Raw genomic sequence first — 19,309 nt, forward strand, 5'->3', positions numbered from 1 at the left:
TCGCGGCTGCAAGATAGTGCGGGATCGTGTCACGCGCCGATGGCGAGGCGCGACTGGCAGCGCTCCAGCGCGTTGATCAGATCGTGGATGCGGATGGGCTTGCTGATATAGTCGTCCATACCGGCCTGCAGGCACAGCTCGCGGTCGCCCTCCATGGCGTTGGCTGTCATGGCAATGATGCGCGGCTGCTGCGCGGCCGGCCAGCTCTGGCGGATCTGGCGCGTGGCCTCCAGCCCATCGAGTTCGGGCATTTGCACATCCATCAGCACCACGTCGTAGGGCTGGCGGCGCAGCGCCTCGATCGCTTCCAGGCCGTTGGCTGCCACATCGGCGCGGTAGCCGAACTGGCTCAGCAGGCGCAGACCGAGCTTCTGATTCACGGCGTTGTCTTCGGCCAGCAGAATGCGTAGTGGCAGGCGCTCGGCCATGTGTGCGTCGATCTGCGGCTGCGCGGCGGCCACGCTGCGGGTGGCAGACGTTTCTTTCACAAACAGGGTTGCCAGCGCGTCGAAGAGCTGCGAGGGCTTGAGCGGCTTGTACAGGTAGGCCGCGAAATCAACCCCATCGCCGGTTTCGCGCCTTCCCAGCGACGAGAACAGGATCAGCGGCAGGGTGGCGCTGTCGCGCAGGGCGCGGATCGCGCCGCCAAGCGCCACGCCGTCCATGTCGGGCATATTCATGTCGAGAATGGCGAGGTCGAAGGGGTCGCCGCGCTGCACCCAGGCCAGCGCCTCCTGCGGCGCGGATGTATCGAATGATCGCATACCCCAGCGTTCGAGCTGGAGCGTCAGAATGCGCCGGTTGGTCGCGTTGTCGTCGACAATCAGCACGCGCTTGCCGCGCAGCTCGGGCTGCTCGCTGCTCAGGTGAACGCGCGATTTCAGCGCCGCCGCCGGCTCGGCTGCCAGCGAGAAGAAAAACGTGGTGCCCTGGCCCGCGCCTGCGCTTTCGACCCACATGGTGCCGCCCATCATTTCGGCGAGGCGTTTGGAGATGGCTAAGCCCAGGCCCGTGCCGCCATACTTGCGCGTGGTCGAGGCATCCACCTGCGAGAACGACTGGAACAGCCGGCCCATGCGCTCGGGCGGAATGCCAATGCCGGTGTCGCGCACAGAAAAGACCAAAGACGAAGGACGAAGGACGAAGGCTTTGCCCTGTTCGTTGGTCGTCGTTCGTCGGTCGTCGTTCGTCCGCACCGTCACAACCACCTCGCCCTTTTCGGTGAACTTGATCGCGTTGCTCAGCAGGTTGAGCAAAATCTGGCGCACGCGGGTAACATCGCCAACCAGGGCTGGCGGCACGTTTGGCTCGATGACATAAGCGAGATCAAGCCCCTGCTCGGCAGCCTTGGGCGCCACAAGGTCGAGCGCGCTTTCGATGCAGTCGCGCAGGTCGTAGGGGTGGCGCTCCAGCTCCAGCTTGCCCGACTCGATTTTCGAGAAGTCGAGAATGTCGTTGATGATCGTCAGCAGCGATTCGCTGCTGGAGCGGATGATCTCGGCGAATTCCTGCTGCTCGTCGCTCAGCTGCGTGCCGAGAAGCAAGCCGGTCATGCCGATGATGCCGTTCATGGGCGTGCGGATTTCGTGCGACATGCTGGCCAGAAATGCGCCTTTGGCGACGTTGGCGGCTTCGGCAGCTTCCTTAGCTTCGCGCAGTTCAACGGCGGCCTGCTTGAGCTGCGCAATATCGAGCATGCCAATAAAGAATGCCTGCTCGCCGTTAAACATCATGGGGTGCAGCGACATCGAGACCCACACGGGCGCGCCATCTGCGCGCTTGAGCTGGATTTCGCGCTGATTGAGCCGGCCTGTGCGCTGCAGCTCTTCAAGCACCTGCGGGCGCACCGAGGGGTCGTAATAATAATCGGGGGCCTGGTAGCCAACGAACTGGTCGAGCGTGTAGCCCAGCAGCTCGGCGATGTGCTGGTTCGCGTAGAGTACGTTGTAGTCGCTGCTGCGCACAATCACGATTGGGATGGGGCTGGCCTCGACAATTGCGCGCGAGCGCTCCTCGGCCTCGCGCAGGTGCTCGACCGCGCTGCCAAGCTCGGCGGTGCGCTCGGCAACTTTGCCTTCCAGCGAGCGCTCGGAATCCTTCAGGGCGCTGTTGGCGGCGCGCAGGCCATCGAAGGTGTCGTTCAGGCGCGCGCTATACTGCCAGAGCTGGTGCAGTGTCAGCGAGATGAAGACCACCGCCAGCGCGAAATTCAGCGTGGGCAGCAGCCAGGCCGGCACCAGCAAAAAGAAATCGTAGGGATTGGGGCGCAGCGCCAGCAGCCCGGCCAACACGCCAACCACGCCATTCACTACCATGAAGCGCGGCAGCGCGCGGCGGCTCATGTACGGCACCGCCAGCGTGACAGGCCACAGAGCCAGCGCGATCATGCCGGCGAAAAGCTGCGGGAAGAAGAACAGCACGCACAGCAGAATCGCCCAGATGCCAACCGAAAAGATCACCACCGGCGTCTGGACATGGTTGCGGTTGGTCAGGCGCACTGCTACCAGCAGCCCAATCGTGTTGGCGATGACGAGCGCCAGCACCAGCCAGAAGATCGGCTGGTTGCGCGTCAGGCCGTAGTACGTCAGGATAACGATGCCCGACGAGCTGGCCGGCACGTCGAGCAGCAGGAACTGCCGCAGCCGCCGCGCCTCGGCCGAAAGATTTTCCGCTGGTGAAAGGAACTTGCTGATCATCGTGACCCCGCCACATTCTTGTGTTACATCACATCCACAATCACGCGTCTCACGCGGCGCGCGGCTCCAGAGTCATTGGCATGCCGCCAGCCGGGCGCAACGTGCCAACCGCTTCGGGCTGCGGGCTATGCCCCGGCACCAGCCGCAGGCGGTAGCGCTGCGCGACGGTCGCCAGCACCAGCTGCGCTTCCAGCATGGCAAACTTATCGCCCAGGCAGGTGCGCTTGCCGCCGCCAAACGGGAAGTAGGCGTAGTGCGGGCGCTCGGCGGCGCGCTCGGGCGCAAAGCGCTCGGGCTCGAACTGCTCGGGCCGCTCCCACAGCGCCGGGTTGCGCTGGGTGAGAAACGGGCTCAGCACGATCATCGAGCGCGGCGGGATGGGGTAGCCGCCGATCTCATCGGCGCCAATCGCGTCGCGCACGAAAATCCACACCGGCGGGTACAGCCGCAGCGCTTCCTGAATGACCATCCGTGTATACGGCAGGTTCGGCACGTCGGCCAGCGTTGGCACGCGCCCATTCAGCGCCTGCGACAGCTCGGCATGCAGTTTTTCTTCGGCTTCGGGGTGCTGCGCCAGCAGGAACCACGACCACGTCAGCGCCTGGGCGGTGGTTTCGTGCCCGGCGAAGAAGATCGTCAGCACTTCATCGTAGAGTTGCTGCTCGCTCATTCCCGTGCCGGTGTCCTCGTCGCGCGCGTTCAGCAGAATGCTCAGCAGGTCGGTGGCGTGGGGGTCGTGCTGACCGCGGCGCGCGGAGATAATGCCGTGCATATAGCTGCGCAGCAGGTGCATCGAGCGCTTGAACTCGCGGTTCTGCGCGGTTGGCACAAACAGCGGCGGGTCGAACAGCGTCACCGAGCGCTCGCTCATGAAGTTGAGCACATAGGTGAAGGCGTCGCCAGCCGCCAGCGCCTCGTCGCCCACATAGGTGCCAAACATGGTGCGGCCAATAATTGCCATTGCCAGGCGCATCATTTCGAGATTGATATCGAGCGGCGCGCTTGAACGTGACGAGTCCCAGCGCGCAAGCATATCTTCGGTGCTGGCGACCATGGTTTCGGCGAACTGGGTGATTCCGCGCGCGGTGAAGGGCGGCTGGAGCAGGCGGCGCTGGCTCTGCCACAGCTCGCCCTCGCTGATGAACAGGCCGTTGCCAAGCGCCAGCCCGAGCTTCTTGAAGCCAATGCCCTTGCAGTAGTTGCTGGCATTTGTCGCCAGCACATGGTGCACATGCTCGGGCTGCGTGAGCAGAAACTGGTGCAGCGGCCCCATTTTGACATGCACGGTGTCGCCGTAGTCGCGCCACAGGTCGCTGTAAAACTGGAGCATGCCTTTGCGCTGCATGTCGGGCAGGTTGCCGAGCAGCGGGCGGCCACGCGGGCCGGGCGGCATATTCGCGGTGCGCGCAGTTGTGCTCATCATGGCGGTCGCTTTCTATGCTTGTGTTAGTTTCGGTGCTGCGCATGGTACACCCATCCCGCAATCGAGTCTAGCAAATTGGACGGCGAACGACGGACGAATAATTCACCGCAAAGAACGCAAAGGGCGCAAAGGCTTTGGGTTGCAGCCTTCTCCTGCCTCCTGCCTCCTGCCTCCTGCCTCCTGCCTCCTGCCTCCTGCCTCCTGCCTCCTGCCTCCTGCCTCCTGCCTCCTGCCTCCTGCCGACTGCCGACTGCCGACTGCCTCCTGCCGACTGCCGACTGCCGCCTGTCTGTCACTTCTCAAGCACAATCTCAACCTCTAACCGCCCATCCCCGATCGGCAGCACAAGCTGCCCACTGGCGGGAATATCAACCGATTGCTCGCCCGTGCCGGCGCGTACAATCACCCGCCCGGGCAGCCCAGCCGATTCGCCGCTTGAACCGACGCGGTGCGCCCAGACCTTTACGCTGCGGGCGGCGCTGGCTGGTATGCTGAAGCGGGCCGCCCGCAGCAGCGCCGGGTCGGGCACGGTGCCGGCTGGGCCGCTGAGCTGGCGCTCGGCCCGTGCATAGCGCAGCCCCACCTCGGCGGCGAGCGGCGCGCCCGCAGCCACCACCCCAAAGGCCGAAGCGCGGCCCTTGCGCGTGTCGTGGCGCAGCTCAACAACCACGCGCCCGGCCAGCGCGCCCTGCCGCCAAAGCCGGATGGTCATCCATATCAGCAATGCGCCCGTCACCAGCGCCACAGTGCGGCGCGGCCAATCTTGCCAGAGCACCAGGCCGTGCAGAAAAATGCTGGCGAGAAACACCACATAGATCGCGCCTACCAGCCACGCCGAGCCAAGCCAGCCGCCCAGACGCGGCAGCGCCACCTCGCCCTTGCGGCGGGCGGCCAGCACCAGCAGTGTTGGTATGGTGCCGACCAGCACCGGCGCGGCCAGCGCGCCACGCAGGCTGGTGATCTGCGCAAACGAACTCCACTGGCTGATCAGCATCCACTCGGTCAGCAGCACAATCACCGTCATGGGAACAAGGTGCAGCAGCGGCCGCCAGCCCTCGCTGATGCGCAAGGGCGACAGGACCTCGCGCGTCAGCCCGAACAGGTTCAGGGCAGCGTGCACCGAAATAAGGCCGATTGCCAGCAGCACATAGATCGTGCCGAGGATGCGCACCGGCGTGCCAAACTGCGCCGCCAGCGGCACCAGCGCCGTGCCGGTTTCGCGCGCCAGCGTTTCGGGCGCAATCGCGCCGTTCACCGCCACAACCCAGATGCAGAACAGCACAATCGAGGCCAGCAGCGCCGCGCTGGCACCGCGGATCAGCGCCCGCCCGCTGGGGTCGCGCCGCAGCACAACCTGCGCGCAGTTGCCCAGCGCCAGGTGGCCGGAATAGACCGTCAGCACCACGCCAAACACCAGTTGCAGCAGTGTCGAGTCGAACGCCCGCCCGCCAAGCCCGGGCAGCGCGACGTAGGCCAGGTTGGCCGCGCGCGCCTGTGTGAAGGCCAGCAGCGACAGCAGCAGAATGAGCACAATGCTGGCCGCACCCACTACCAGCGCCGAGGCGACGGTGGCGGAAATGGTTTTGCGCCGCACATAGTATACATTCACCAGGAACAGCAGCGCCACCCACACCCACGCCGGGATTGGCGTGCTGGCCGCCAGCGTGGTTGAAAAGCCGATGTAGTAGGCGAACAGCGCCAGCACGCAGTACACCAGCGTCGCAATCGAGCGGGCGAGGCCACTGCTGCGCCCCAGGTAGTCGGTGACGAGCCGGCTCATGAACACGCGGCCATAGCGAATCGGGCCGGTGCGGCCAAATGCCTCGGCGATCCAGGCGATTGTCAGCACGTTCACCAGGCCGAGCAGCACCAGCACGCCCACGCCTGCCAGCGGCCCGATCCGCGCCAGCGCGATTGGCAGCGCCAGCACGCTGGAGCCAATCGTGTTGGTGAGCGCCAGGGCGAAAGCCGTCCAGAAGGGTGGCAGCTCTTCGAGGCGGGCGGCCAGGCGCGCGCGGAGCCAGCGCCAGCGCTCGGCCGGGCGCTCGCTGCCCGCGAAGATCGTGTCGATTGGCGCGCCATGCAGCCGGGTGAAGGCTTCCTGCACGGCTGGCGTGCCGGTGCCAAGCGCCGCCTGAAGCTGCGGCGTTGCCTGCCGGGTGAAGTGGTAGCGCTGCCCAAGCAGCCGCGCCAGGTTTGCGCGAACCGCAGGGTTATCGGGCAGGAGCGCCGCCCAGCGTGGCGCCCAGCGCTCCACATCCTGAATGGTTGGTGGCACGGGCGGCTCGCGGCCAAGCGCAATTGCGTCGAGAAAACCGCGGCTGCTCTCGGCGTCGCCCTGCTCGGTAAGGAACTCGGCCATGGCCTGCTGCGACTGCACAACCAGGTAGGCCGTCTGGGCCGTAATCAGGGTCAGCAGTGCGCTGGCTCGCCGGGCGTCGCGGCCGGGCATGCCGCCGAGTGCTTCTTCGCGAGAGATCAGTCTGTCGGTGGTCATAGCGGTATTCAGTCTTCAGAAATCAGGAGTCAGCAGTTGGCAGTAAGCAGCCGGCAATTGGCAGGGTGCTGCAAACTTTCAAACCTGTACCGTGTACCTCTTTGCGCCTTTTGCGTTCTTTGCGGTTCATTCTCTTGGTCGAGATCACAGTAGTCGCAAAATCTCCGTGTCTCCGTGTCTCTGTGGTTCGCTACCCGGTCGTCATTGTTGCCTACTCCGCCAGCAGCCGCTCGACCAGCCCGTGGTATAGCGCCGTCAGCGGGTGCTCGGGGTAGCGCAGCGCGAAAATGCCATCGCTCGCCAGCGTCATCATCTCGTCGGCGTGGGGCAGCACTGCCGCGACCTCGCAGGCATAGGCGTGTTCCACGCGCGCGCGCACGGCCGCAGCGTCGAAGGCTGCCGGCGTTTTGTTCACCAGCAGCAGCATGCGCGGCACATCCAGCGAGCGCGCAACCTCCACCGTCACGCCGGTGCCTTCGTAGTCCTGCTGGTCGGGGCGCATTACAACCACTAAGGTGTGCGAGATCGCCAGCGAGAACAGCGTTTCTTCGTTCAGGCCGGGGTGGGTGTCGATCAGCAGAATGTCGAGGTTCAGCTCGCTCGCGATCTTGCGGAAGCCGTGGGTGAGCAGGCTTACGTCGTAGCCTTCGCGCAGCACATTCACGATCTCGCCGGCCTGAATGCTTGAGGGGATGAGGAACAGGCGGCCCGCGCCAGCGATGCCAAGCTGCTCGCTCACGTCGTGCGCGGTTTGCTCGATTGTGCAGCGCCCCCACAGGTAGTCGTTCAGCGAGTAGTCGATCGTGGCGCCATTCATGCCGAACAGCACATGAATGCCGGGCGACTGAATATCGGTGTCGATCACTGCCACACGACGCCCGCTGATGGCCAGCAGCGCGGCGAGGTTGGCAGAAGTGTTGGATTTGCCGGTGCCGCCGCGAAACGAGTGAATCGAGATAATGTTCGCCATACTGGTTCCTTACGATTCAGGGGCGGGGTGCGAGCGCAGCGATTTCGTCACCATCGCGCAGCCGCCGGTTCAAACGCGGAACAGCTGCCACTCCATCAGTACATTCTTGATATTTCAGGCGACTCGGGTTGCGGTGGTCGCGCCATTATACGTCGTAATCGCATACGCCATGGTGTTCTTGCTTCGCAGTTTTTGGTTCTGCTGGCATCATATGCGCCGGGCGTGGCAGGAGCACGACAAGTCAACGAGGTGGCAGGGAGATTTGCGCCCTGCCACCTCGCGAACGTGCTGCCTATGGAATGTTGACGCGGGTATCGCCCTCGGCGGGATTGAAGTCCGTGGCGGTGTCGGTGCCATCGCCGCCCTTAAAGCTATCCTTGCCTGGGCCGCCGGTCAGCGTGTCGTTGTTCTTATCACCATCGAGGGAGTCGTTGCCGGCGCCGCCGTCGAGTGTATCGTTGCCGTCGTCGCCGTCGAGCTTGTCGTCGTTATCGCCGCCAAGCAAGGTGTCGGCCCCGCTGCTGCCTTTCAGCGTGTCCTTGCCGCTCCCGCCGTCCATATAATCGTTGCCATCATCGCCGGTCAGCTTGTCGTCGCCACCAAGGCCACAGATCGTGTCGTCACCGGCTTTGGCATCCACAGTGTCCTTGCCTTCGGTGCCAACAATTACATCACTGCCAGTGGAGCCTTTCAACTTACCTTTATAGGCCTTGCCGTTATCTGGCCCGCCGACGATCATTCCGCGCTTCACATAAATCGTCGCGGACAGGCCATTGCAGGTTGGCGCGCTAGCGCGATCAACGCTCAAGCTGACGGTAGCCACATTTGAGAACGTTGTGCCATCATAGGTTTTGTAGGTAAAGCTATCTGGGCCAATGTAGGCTGTCACCGGCGTATAGCTGAACGAGCCATTCGAATTGAGCACAAAGGCTGCTGCATGGCTGGGGCCACTCACAAGCACCGCCGTGAGCGACGCGCCTGCATCGGGGCTGCTATCATTCCCCAGCACACCCGGCGCGCCAACTGTCAGGGCGGTATCCTCATTCGTGCTGTAGGTATCTTCGCCGATAATTGGCGGGTCGTTGACTGCGTTGACGGTAATGTTGGCCGTCGCCTCGTTCGAGTCGGCCGCGCCGTCGCTGGCTTTGTATGTGAAGCTGTCGGAGCCGTTGAAGTTGGCATTCGGCATGTAGGTGAAGCTGCCATCGCTGTTGAGCGTCACGCTGCCGTGCTGTGGGTCGCTCAGCTTGATGGCCGTCAGGGTGTCGCCATTGCCGTCGCTGTCGTTGCCGAGCACATTGCCGCCCAGCTCGGTGTCTTCGTTTGTGCTAAAGGTGTCGTTGCTGGCGACGGGTGCAACGTTCTCGTTCACGTCGGTGGCGTTGATCGTAAGCATCTGCTCGAAGAACAAGCCGCCATTGTCGGTGCTGCGCACGCGGATGGAGTAGCTGTTCTGGGTTTCGTAGTCGAAGCTGGCAGCGGTCTTGAGTGTGTTGCCGCTGATGCTGAAGCTCGCGTTGTCGGTGCTGCCCGCGCCGCCGACCAGGCTGTAGGTGAAGGTGTTGCCCGTGTCCGGGTCGGTGGTCGAGAACGTACCAACCGTTGTGCCTGCGGGCTGGTTCTCGGCCACGCTCGACGGATCGAGTATGATCGCGGTTGGGGCGCGGTTCTCGATCACGTCGGTAACGTTAATCGTGAAGCTCTTGACAACGGTCAGGCCGAGATCATCCGTCGTTTGCACGCGGATGGAGTAGCTGTTCCTGGTCTCGTAGTCGAAGCTGGCAGCGGTCTTGATGGTATTGCCACTAAGCGTGAAACTGCCGTTATCGGTGTCGCCTGTGCCGCTGACCAGAGCGTAAGTGAGGGGGGTACTTAGGCCGAAGTTATACAGGCCAAGCGTGGTTAACGTACCAACCGTTGTGCCTGCGGGCCGTTCTTCGGCCACACTGGATGGATTGAGCCTGATATCGTTGGGAACCGAGAAGAAGTCACAGGTGCGGTCGTCGGTCCGATTGCCACCTTTGTCTTGCTCGAGGGCAAATATATAACCGCCACAGTTCCCGCCTGGCCGGTTGCCGACGAATCTGTTGTCCCTCAGGCTCAAACTATCGTAGCTATTGTAGATGCCGCCGCCTTCCCCGCCAGCAGTGTTGTTCGTGAAGGTACTGCTGGAGACTGTCAGTGTACTCTCGAAGAAGTTGTAGAGGCCGCCACCATCCCCACCGGCGCTGTTACCAGTGAAGGTGCTGCCTGTCACCGTCACCGTGCCCTGGAAGTTCTCGATGGCACCGCCGTCGTACGAGGTGGCGCGATTGCCGGAGAAGGTGCTGCCTGTCACCGTCACCGTGCCCTGGAAGTTCTCGATGGCACCGCCGCTGAGGGCGCTGTTGCCCGTGAAGGTGCTGTTCGTTATGGTCAGCGTGCCATTCGTGTTATCGATGGCACCGCTGGTACCGATGGCGGTGTTGTTCGAGAAGGTGCTGTTCGTCACCGTCACTGTTCCAAAGTTCAAAATGCCGCCACCGAAGTTTGAGTCGGTGGGGCGGCCATTGGCGATGGTGACACCGCTGAGATTCAGGTTGCCGCCGGCTGGCACCTGGAACGCGCGCACGGCGTTGTTGCCGCTGATCGTCAGGTTGCTGGCGCCGGGTCCGGTGATCTTCAGGGTCTTGTCGATTGTCAGCTGGCTCGCCAGCGTGATCGTGCAGGGGCAGCCGCTCAGGTTGAAGGTGATCGTGTCGCCAGAAGTGGCTTCGGCGATGGCCTGGCGCAGCGAGCCAGCGCCACTATTGGCGGTGTTCGTGACCGTGAGGCTGGCGGCGCGTGCAGTATGTATGTTCAGCCCAAGCAGCGCCAGCACCAGCGCAAGGAGCGCGCTGATACGCATGAAGCGCAGCAGCGTCGTGTGATGATCGTTCATGACTTCTTCTGTTCCTCCTGCAAAACTATGTCCAAAGCCGATCAGTATGGTAGAGCCAGCACTCTGCCGGCAGCCGTATTCTGCGCAATACAGGAAGCTCTTTTGCTCGCTATCCTTCCTCCTGGTTTGGGAAGCCACGAAATGCCAGAATTACCATCCCACACTGGCGTGAGAGATGATTGCATTTCCTATTCTCTGACGTACAATTGGTATGTTTCTCCATCGCTCGTTTCACTTGGCATGCTGGTTTGTGTGTGCAGAAACGCAAAGCATTCTTCCAGGCTGGAAAAGTGCTGCTGCGCTTCGGGCGTGCCCACAGGAATGAGCGTGACGCGAAGCGGCGCGCCCTGATACTCGCGCCACAAGCGCAGCAGGTAGGCTTGGGGTGGCGGGCGGTTCATCGGCTCTCTCCTGGCTCAATCGGTCGTTCTTCGCTAGTCTAGCGTGCCCTCATTAGCTCACCATTTGCTGATCATTAGCTGGGGCACGATCTGGAGCAGATTTTAAAGAGACAGGCGCTCATGCCGCTTCTGCTGATTGAATTGCTCGGCCATCCGCGTATCGGCCTCGCCGGCCAGCCGCTCGATGTGCGTGTGCGGAAGGAGTTCGCGCTGCTGGCCTACCTGACTGTTGATCAGGAGCGCCGGCACAGCCGCGAAAGCCTGCTTGGCCTGCTCTGGCCCGATGCCTCGGAGGAGGCTGCGCGCAACAACCTGCGGGTGGTGCTGGCCGGCCTGCGCCGCCAGCTTGGCGCGATGGGCGACACCTTTATGCGCGCTGAGCGCCAGTATGTTCAAGTGCTGCCGGGGAACGATCTGGTTCTGGATGTGGCGCAGTTTCGGGCGCTGCTGGCCGATGCGCGCAGCCACCCGCACGACGCGCCCGAACGCTGCGATGCCTGTGTCGCCCGGCTGGCCGAAGCCGTTGCGCTCTATCGTGGCGATTTTCTCCAGGGCTTCAGCCTGCCCGACAGCGCGCCATTCGAAGAGTGGGCGACGATCCAGCGCGAGCAGTTGCAGCAGCAGGCGCTCGACGCGCTCGAAACGCTGGCTGCCGCGTGTGAGCTGCGCGGCGATTACGCGGCGCAATGCCGCTATGCGCGCCGCCAGCTCGCGCTGGAACCCTGGCGCGAGACGGCCTGTGCCCAGCTGATGCGCGGGCTGTGGGCCAGCGGGCAGCGCGGCGCGGCCCTGGAGCAATATGACGTCTGCCGGCGCATTCTGGAAGCCGAGCTTGGGCTGGAGCCATCACCCGAGCTGACCGCGCTGTACGAGCAACTGCGCGCCGGGGAAAGTTCTGAGTTCTCAGGATTAAGTTCTGAGTTGGCAGCACCGGCTCTTGTAACTCAACACTCAACACCCAAAACTCAAAACTTTCATAACCTGCCCACTCCGTTGACTAGCTTTGTTGGGCGCGAGGCGCAGCTGGCCGATCTGCGCAATCTGCTGGCCCGCGCGAGGCTGATCACCCTCACTGGTGCGGGCGGCTGCGGAAAGAGCCGACTGGCCCTGGAATTGGCCGCTGCCAGCCTGCCCGACTACCCCGACGGCGTGTGGTTTATTGCGCTTGAGCCGCTGCGCGACCCGGCGCTGGTGCCGCAAGCTGTCGCCGAAGTTCTTGGGCTGCAAACGATTTCAAACCACCCGCTGGGCGATTTGCTCAGCGCGGCGCTGCGCTCGAAACACCTCCTGCTCATTCTGGATAACTGCGAGCATCTGCTGGCGGCCTGCCACGACTTGGCCGCCCAGCTCAGGCGCGAATGCCCCCAGCTGACGATCCTGGCGACCAGCCGCGAAATGCTGCGGGTAGCCGGCGAGGTGATGTGGGCGGTGCCGCCGCTTTCCGCGCCCGAGATCCAGGAGGCGGATCCCAGTCGGCTGCTGAATTACGAAGGCATCCGGCTGTTTGTCGAGCGGGCGCGCGCTGCCAGCCCGGGCTTTGCGCTCACCCCGCGCAATACCCCCGCCGTGAGCCAGATCTGCCGGCAGCTCGACGGCCTGCCGCTGGCGCTTGAGCTTGCGGCTGCGCGCACCAGGCACATGCCTGTCGAAACGATTGCCGCGCGCCTCAAAGATCGCTTCGGCTTCCTGACGGGCGGAAACTACGAGGCTCCGCGTCAGCAGCGCCTGCGCGCGACGCTCGATTGGAGCTACACACTGCTCAGCGAGCCAGAACGGGCCGCCTTCCGGCGGCTGGCAGTATTTGCCGGTGGCTTTACGCTGCAGGCCGCCGAGGACATTGTTGGCGAACCGGGCGAAACGCATGCGGGCGAGCCCAGCACAGTCGATCTGCTGGCCCAGTTGATCGACAAATCGCTGGTGCTTGCCGAGCAGCGCCCCGAAGGCCTGCGCTACCGCCTTCTCGAAACAATGCGGGCCTACGCGCATGAGCAGCTTCTGCAATCCGCCGAGATCGGGGCGGTTGGCGCGCGCCACATGGCTCACTTTCTTCACCTGGCCGAACAGGCCGAAGCGCAGCTCGTCGGCGACAAGCAGATCGCCTGGCTCGAAACGCTGGTAGCCGAGCATGCGAATGTGCGCGCTGCAATCGATTGGGCGACCGAGCGCGGCGGTGTTGTAGCGGCGCTGCGGCTTGTTACGGCGCTGCGCTACTTCTGGCGCGTTCGCGGCTACTATGCCGAGGGGATCGATCTGCTGCGCGGCCTGCTCAAGCATCCTTCAGCAGCCGAGCGCACCACCGTGCGGGCCAGGGCGCTCAACGCAGCCGGCTACCTGGAGTTTGTGCGCGGCCAGCAGGCGCGTGCGCGCGAATTGCTCGACGATGCGCTGTCGATCGGGCGCGCGCTTGGCAATCGGCCAGTGGTTGCGTTTGCGCTGCGCTACCTCAGCGCGCTGGCGAATGCCCAGCACTCGCATGCCGAAGCCCGGGCTTATGGCGAAGAAAGCCTGGCACTGTATCGCTCGCTGGGGGCGACCAACGACATTGCCGGCTCTTCCATGTACCTGGGAGATATCGCACTGGCGCAGGGCGACGATGACCGGGCCGAGGCGCTGTATGCCGAGAGTGTTGCGATCCTGCGCATGCAGCATAACAGTATTTCGCTGCCCTACCCACTGCGCCATCTCGGCTATCTGGCGCTGCGGCGCGGCCGGCCAGATGAAGCGGCGGCCTTGTGCGAGGAGAGCTTGCAGCTCAATTCGGCGGTGAGCGACCAGCAAGGCGTTGCGGCCTGCCTGGTTGGCCTGGCGGCCAGCGCTGCGGCAACGGGGCGCTTCGAGCGCGCGGCGCACCTGCTTGGCCATGCCGAGGCGCTGCTGGAGGCGCTGCAAACCCGGCTTCTGCCCTACGATCGCACCCAGCACGAGCGCGTGCGCGACACGGTTCGCGAAGAACTTGGCGACCCGGCTTTCGCGGCAACCTTCGCGGTTGGGCGCACCATGACGATCGCGCAACTGCTCGCCAAAGAAAGTTCTGAGTTTTCAGTTTCGAATGCTGTGTTGCCGCCCCCACCTCTTGTAACTCACCACTCAACACCCAAAACTCAAAACATGCATAACCTGCCGTCGCCGCTTACAGCACTGGTTGGCCGCAGCGGCGAGCTAACGCGGATTGCGACGCTTCTGGCCGGCGACACTCGGCTTGTGACATTGGTTGGGATCGGCGGCGCGGGCAAGACGCGCCTGGCCCTCGCACTTGCCTGGCAGCTGCTCCCACAGTTCGCCGATGGAGTCTGGTGGATCGGGCTGGCTGGTGTTCAGCCTGCAGACGACCCCGCGCTTCAGTGCGACACGCTGGTGAGTGCTGTCGCGGCGGCGCTTGGGCATACGCTCAGCGGCAGGCGCGACGCGCTGGATGAGCTTGCCGAAGTGCTTCACGAGCGCGCAGCCCTGCTCGTGCTCGATAATTGCGAGCATCTGCCCGACGTCGCCAGCGTTGTTCAGGCGCTGCTCGAAGCCGCCCCGAACGCGCGTGTTGTCGCCACTTCGCGCGAGCCGCTTGGGCTTAGCGATGAAGTGATACTGCGCCTGGTGGGCTTGCCAGTGCCGCAGCCGGGCGCAGCCGACCCCACAAGTTATCCCAGCGTGCGGCTTTTCCTCGAGCGAGCGGCACGCCACGCGCCTGGCTGGGAGCAGGACGTTGGCGGCGGCGGAGTGGTGCGGCTGTGCCGGCTGCTGGATGGAATGCCGCTGGCGATCGAGCTGGCCGCCCACTGGGTCGGGCACTTCACCCCCGACGAGATTGCCGAAGAGATTCAGGCCGACCTGGACTTCCTCGCAATCCGCACCCGCGACGTGCCTGAGCGCCACCGCAGTTTGCGGGTGGTATTCGACTATGCCTGGCGCTCGCTCAATCCAGCCGAGCAGCAGGCGCTGATGCGTCTCTCGGTTTTTCGCGGCAACTTCGATCGTGCGGCAGCGCAAGCAATCGCCGATATGCGCCCAATCACTCTGGCCACGCTGGTCGATAAGTCGCTTCTGCAGCAGATAGGCGTTGGGCGGTATACGCTCCACATGCTGCTGCGGCAGTTCGCCGCCGAGCGACTGGATGCCAGTGGCGACACTGCGGCGAGGCGCACACGTCACGCAGCATACTACCTGGCGCTGGCCGAACAGGCGGTTCCTGAACTCACCCGGTCAGATCAGCCAGCCGCACTGGAGCGCCTGGATCGTGCGCTCGACAACCTGCGCGCAGCGCTGAGCTGGATGCGCGAGCAGCAGCAAACGGAGCTTGGGCTGCGTCTGGCGGGCGCGCTGGAGCGTTTTTGGTTGACTCGTGGCTATCTCGGCGAAGGGCGCGAGTGGCTCGAACGCTTCCTCGTGTCGGCCGATGCGGCGGATGTGCCGGCGGCAGTGCGCGCACAGGCGTACGCTGCGGCTGGCCTGCTTGCCAATACACAGGGTGATCATGTCCAGGCACCACGCTGGCTGGAGCAAAGTATCGCGCTGTTCCACGAGGCCGGCGATATGCTTGGGGCCGTGCGCGCACTCAACACACTCGGCGGGGTGGCCTACGATCAGGGCGACCTGCGCGGGGCGGTGGAGCGCTGGGAACAGAGTCTGTTGCAGTCGCGTGCGGCAGGTAACCTGGGAGAAGTGGCCCGCGCACTGGGCAATCTGGGCGAGGCACACTATCACTTAGGCAATCTGGCGGGTGCCGCAGCGCGCCATCAGGAAGCCCTCGAGCTTGCACGGCAGGCCGGCCGCACCGACGTCGAGGCGTACCAGCTCGGCGACCTGGGGAATATTGCGCGCCGCCAGGGCGATCTGGCGCGGGCGGCGGCGCTCCACCGGCAGGCGCTCGAGCTGAAGCATGCACTGGGCGCGCGCCGGCAGATCGCGATCACGCTGGAAGATTTGGCCAGCGTTGCGGCTGCAGAAGGCCACGGGCAGCGCGCCGCACGTTTGCTCGGCGCCGCAACCGCGATTCGCGCGGCGATCGGCACGCCGCAGGCGCTTCCGGAACGGCTCGCCAACGAGCAAGCGGTGGGGGGAGTGCGCGCGGCGCTGGGCGAGGAAGCCTGGGCCGCAGCGTTCAAGGAAGGGCTGGCGCTTTCTTTGGATCAGGCTGTCGCCTGCGGATTGGAATTGCCGGAACTTCATAACGAAATCAATACATAAAACAAAGAACAAACCAATCTGTGCGCCTCGCATGTTCGCACACGGTTTCGCACGCCACTGTGGCAACAGTATGTCAGCAGCGGCTGCCGCGCGCCGCATTCTGGACCGCAATCGTGGTATGATACCTCGCACGCCACGCTTCCCCCATTCGAATGCACTACGCTGGCGCACCAGACGATTGTTCGCCAAACAATAGTGCGCAGGCCGTTCGCGCAGCCGTGCCGCAAAAAGGAGCACCATGTCAGCCGAGCAGCATATTCCCGCCTGGGAAAGCCGATATCAGCAGCAGGCGGTTGAGACCATGCCGTGGTTCTACCCCGAGCTGGACGACGACCTGAAAGCGGCGCTCGATACGCTCGGGTTGCACGGCGGGCGCGCGCTTGATCTTGGCACCGGGCCGGGCACGCAGGCCATGCACCTGGCGCGGCGCGGCTTCAGGGTCACCGCCGCCGACATTTCGGAAACTGCCATTCGCCGCGCGCGCGCCCTGGCCGAAGCGGAAGGACTGGCGATCACCTGGCAGCAGGACGACATTCTCGCCACGCAGCTTGCCGGCCCATTCGACATCATATTCGACCGGGGCTGCTTTCATGTTTTTGCGCCCGAGCAGCGCGCTGGCTATGTTGCCACGGTTGCGAATTTGCTGCGGCCGGGCGGCACCTTCTTTCTCAAGTGCTTTAGCCAGCTCCAGCCCGGTACCGACGGCCCCAATCGCTTTACGCCCGAGCAGATTCGCGCACTGTTCAGCGGCCCGTTCGAGGTGCAATCTATCATCGATACGATCTACCAGGGCACGCTTGAACAGCAGCCGCGCGCCTTGTTCTGCGTGATGCAGCGCGCTGCCGAATAAGGCACCACTGAATACTCTGGAAAATACGCTATTTCATACAACAGGCAAGCTTCCAGGAAGCTCATCTGAGTATCAGGTTGAAAGAAAACTGGTTTCAGCTTCCTGGAAGCTGCGTGCAGGGAAATCTATTTTCCAGAGCACTGAGTTTGGTTTCTTGCCCGGTGCTCTCGGTGCTCTCTGTGGCTCGGTCGTTTCTCCTTCAGCCATGTGTGATCGGCAGCATTTTTGCCTGAATCTCGTGTGCCTGTAGCGGCGATCTTCTCCCGACAATCGAGTACAATAGGCCCGATTTCGTCTGACAAGGAACGGGCCGTATGAAAAAAGCGCTGATCACATGGGGCGGCTGGGAAGGCCACACCCCCGCAAAATCGTCGGGCATCTTCGCGTCGTTTTTGCGCGAGCAGGAATATGATGTCACCGTCGTCGACACGCTGGATGTCTACCTGGACGAGCCGTTTCTGCGTTCGCTGAGCCTGATTGTGCCAGTGTGGACGATGAGCACGATCACCAAGGAGCAGGAGCGCGGCCTGCTCGACGCGATTGCGAGCGGCGTGGGCGCGGCCGGCTGGCACGGCACCATGGGCGATTCTTTCCGCAACGCCACCGAATACCAGTTCATGGTCGGCGGGCAGTGGGTTGCGCACCCCGGCAACATCATCGACTACACCGTCAACATCACCAACCACGACGACCCGATCACGGCGGGCTTGCCCGACTTCCAGATGCATTCCGAGCAATACTATATGCACACCGACCCAAGCAATGAAGTGCTGGCCACCACCACTTTCAGCGGCGAGTTTGGCAACGCGCCGTGGATCGCCGGCACAGTGATGCCAGTGGTGTGGAAGCGCCGCTGGGGCCAGGGCCGCGTGTTCTACTCATCGCTCGGGCATGTGTTCAGCGACTTCGATGTGCCCGAAGCGCTCACGATTATGCAGCGCGGCATGCTCTGGGCCAGCCGCTAACCAGCTCTTTCCCTGGCATCCACGAAAGACGAACGACGAAGGCGACAACTGCTTTCCTTCCCGTTCGTCTTTTTTCTTTCATCTTTGCTATCAACCCCTGAAACAACCAGGAACAACGCGTGAAACCATCTGAGATCGACCGCAACATGCGCGTGCTGGTGCTGGAAATCTTCTGGGCGGGCATTCATTCCGCCTGCCTCTCGTTCAACGCGGCCTTTCTGATCCGCCTGGGCGGCAGCAACCTGCACGTCAGCCTGCTGAGCGCGGGCGCGGCCCTGGTGATTGCCGTCACAACCATTCCCTTCGCCGCGCTGATGGACCGCACCAGCCGCCGCCGGACATGGATCGTTGGCAGCCTGCTGACGGCGCGGTTACTGTACGCGCTGATGATTTTCGTGCCCTGGCTGCCGGCCGGCCGCGCCTCGGTGATGGTTGGCGTGGTGCTGGGCCTGAATATCGCGGCGTCGCTGTTCTCGGCCGGCTGGCTGCCGCTGATGGGCGAGGTTGTGCCGCTGGCGCGCCGCGCGCGGCTGTTTGCCACCCGCAACATCGTGCTGGGCGCAACCGTCAGCATCGCGACGCTGCTGCTGGGGCGCTGGCTGGAGCTGGCGCCCTTCCCGATGAACTACCAGATGCTGTATGGCCTGAGCGTGTTTACCAGCCTGGTCAGCACATGGTATGTGGCGCAGGTCAACATGCCCGAGCTGCCGCTTGCCGACCCGCAGGCAGTGGCGAAGACACAGCCGCGCAGCATGCCGCGACCTTTTGTTAACATCACCACCAACACACTGGTGTTCAACGTCGCGCTGTGGATGTCGGTGCCGCTGCAGCCGATTTATTTTGTGCGCGAGCTAGGGGCCGCCGAGGGCTGGCTGGGCCTGTGGGCCGGGCTGGTGAGCGGCGGGGCGATTCTGGGCAACCTGCTGTGGCAGCGCCTGATCGACCGGCGCGGCGCGGCGTGGGCGCTCCCGCGCGCAACCGTGCTGAGCGCAGCCTATTTCCTGCTGATCGCGCTCTTCCCCGACCTGACGCTGATCCTGGTGTTTGCTCTGCTTTCGGGGATTGTGACGCCCGGCGTCGAGCTAAGCCACCTGACCATGCTGTACACGGTTGTGCCGCTCAGCCGGCGCACCGCGCTGCTGGGTATCTACACCGCGCTGATGAACTGCGGCGCGTTTCTTTCGCCGCTGCTGGTTGGCCCATTCGTCGATCTGTGGGGCGCACGGATCGCGGTGCTGGCGGTGTTCGCGATCCGCCTGGCTGGCGCGGGGCTGTTTGTATTCAACCCGGTGCGCGGCGCATCCGAGCCAGCGCCGGGGCTGGAAGCGGCGTGATCGAGGGGCGTATGCGATACGCCCGTTCTTGATCTGAGTGTATCGCATACGCCCGTTCTTGGTCTGGGCGTATCG

General features: G+C 63.8%; 10 protein-coding genes. 4 read left to right on the top strand and 6 right to left on the bottom strand.

Annotation, left to right across the window (positions count from 1 at the left end; translation table 11 throughout):
• Nucleotides 1-29: 29 nt before the first annotated feature.
• The 6 genes from M1P90_RS04645 to M1P90_RS04670 form a co-directional block, all read right to left on the bottom strand.
• Complete coding sequence (locus M1P90_RS04645; RefSeq protein ID WP_483701485.1) at nucleotides 30-2,696, bottom strand: PAS domain-containing hybrid sensor histidine kinase/response regulator; 2,667 nt, start codon at nucleotides 2,694-2,696, stop codon at nucleotides 30-32.
• Between the two features lie 49 nt (nucleotides 2,697-2,745).
• Entirely contained in the window at nucleotides 2,746-4,119 is a 1,374-nt protein-coding gene (locus M1P90_RS04650; protein WP_483701486.1) for a cytochrome P450, read from the bottom strand.
• A 292-nt stretch (nucleotides 4,120-4,411) separates the two neighbouring features.
• A complete protein-coding gene (locus M1P90_RS04655; protein WP_483701487.1) occupies nucleotides 4,412-6,616 on the bottom strand; it encodes a hypothetical protein in 2,205 nt (734 codons plus the stop codon).
• Nucleotides 6,617-6,827: 211 nt separating this feature from the next.
• Entirely contained in the window at nucleotides 6,828-7,586 is a 759-nt protein-coding gene (locus M1P90_RS04660) for a MinD/ParA family ATP-binding protein (protein WP_483701488.1), read from the bottom strand.
• 292 nt (nucleotides 7,587-7,878) lie between these two features.
• Nucleotides 7,879-10,506 carry an Ig-like domain-containing protein gene (locus tag M1P90_RS04665; RefSeq protein ID WP_483701489.1) on the bottom strand — a complete coding sequence of 876 codons (2,628 nt, stop codon included), beginning with the start codon at nucleotides 10,504-10,506 and terminating at the stop codon, nucleotides 7,879-7,881.
• A gap of 188 nt (nucleotides 10,507-10,694) precedes the next feature.
• On the bottom strand, nucleotides 10,695-10,907 hold the full coding sequence (locus M1P90_RS04670) for a hypothetical protein (protein ID WP_483701490.1): 213 nt from the start codon (nucleotides 10,905-10,907) through the stop codon (nucleotides 10,695-10,697).
• A 120-nt stretch (nucleotides 10,908-11,027) separates the two neighbouring features.
• On the opposite strand from M1P90_RS04670, the gene M1P90_RS04675 reads away from it, so the two are divergent.
• The 4 genes from M1P90_RS04675 to M1P90_RS04690 all read left to right on the top strand — a co-directional run bounded on the left by M1P90_RS04675 (nucleotide 11,028) and on the right by M1P90_RS04690 (nucleotide 19,234).
• Nucleotides 11,028-16,085: an AfsR/SARP family transcriptional regulator gene (locus tag M1P90_RS04675; protein WP_483701491.1), complete on the top strand. Its 5,058-nt coding sequence runs from the start codon at nucleotides 11,028-11,030 to the stop codon at nucleotides 16,083-16,085.
• 238 nt (nucleotides 16,086-16,323) lie between these two features.
• The gene (locus M1P90_RS04680) at nucleotides 16,324-16,935 is read left to right on the top strand and encodes an SAM-dependent methyltransferase (RefSeq protein WP_483701492.1); all 612 of its coding nucleotides are present in this window, start codon (nucleotides 16,324-16,326) and stop codon (nucleotides 16,933-16,935) included.
• Between the two features lie 314 nt (nucleotides 16,936-17,249).
• Nucleotides 17,250-17,900, top strand: a complete 651-nt coding sequence (locus M1P90_RS04685) for a ThuA domain-containing protein (protein ID WP_483701493.1) — start codon at nucleotides 17,250-17,252, stop codon at nucleotides 17,898-17,900.
• A 119-nt stretch (nucleotides 17,901-18,019) separates the two neighbouring features.
• Nucleotides 18,020-19,234 carry an MFS transporter gene (locus tag M1P90_RS04690; RefSeq protein ID WP_483701494.1) on the top strand — a complete coding sequence of 405 codons (1,215 nt, stop codon included), beginning with the start codon at nucleotides 18,020-18,022 and terminating at the stop codon, nucleotides 19,232-19,234.
• Nucleotides 19,235-19,309: the final 75 nt, after the last annotated feature.

This window comes from Kouleothrix sp. 19917 (assembly GCF_057073505.1).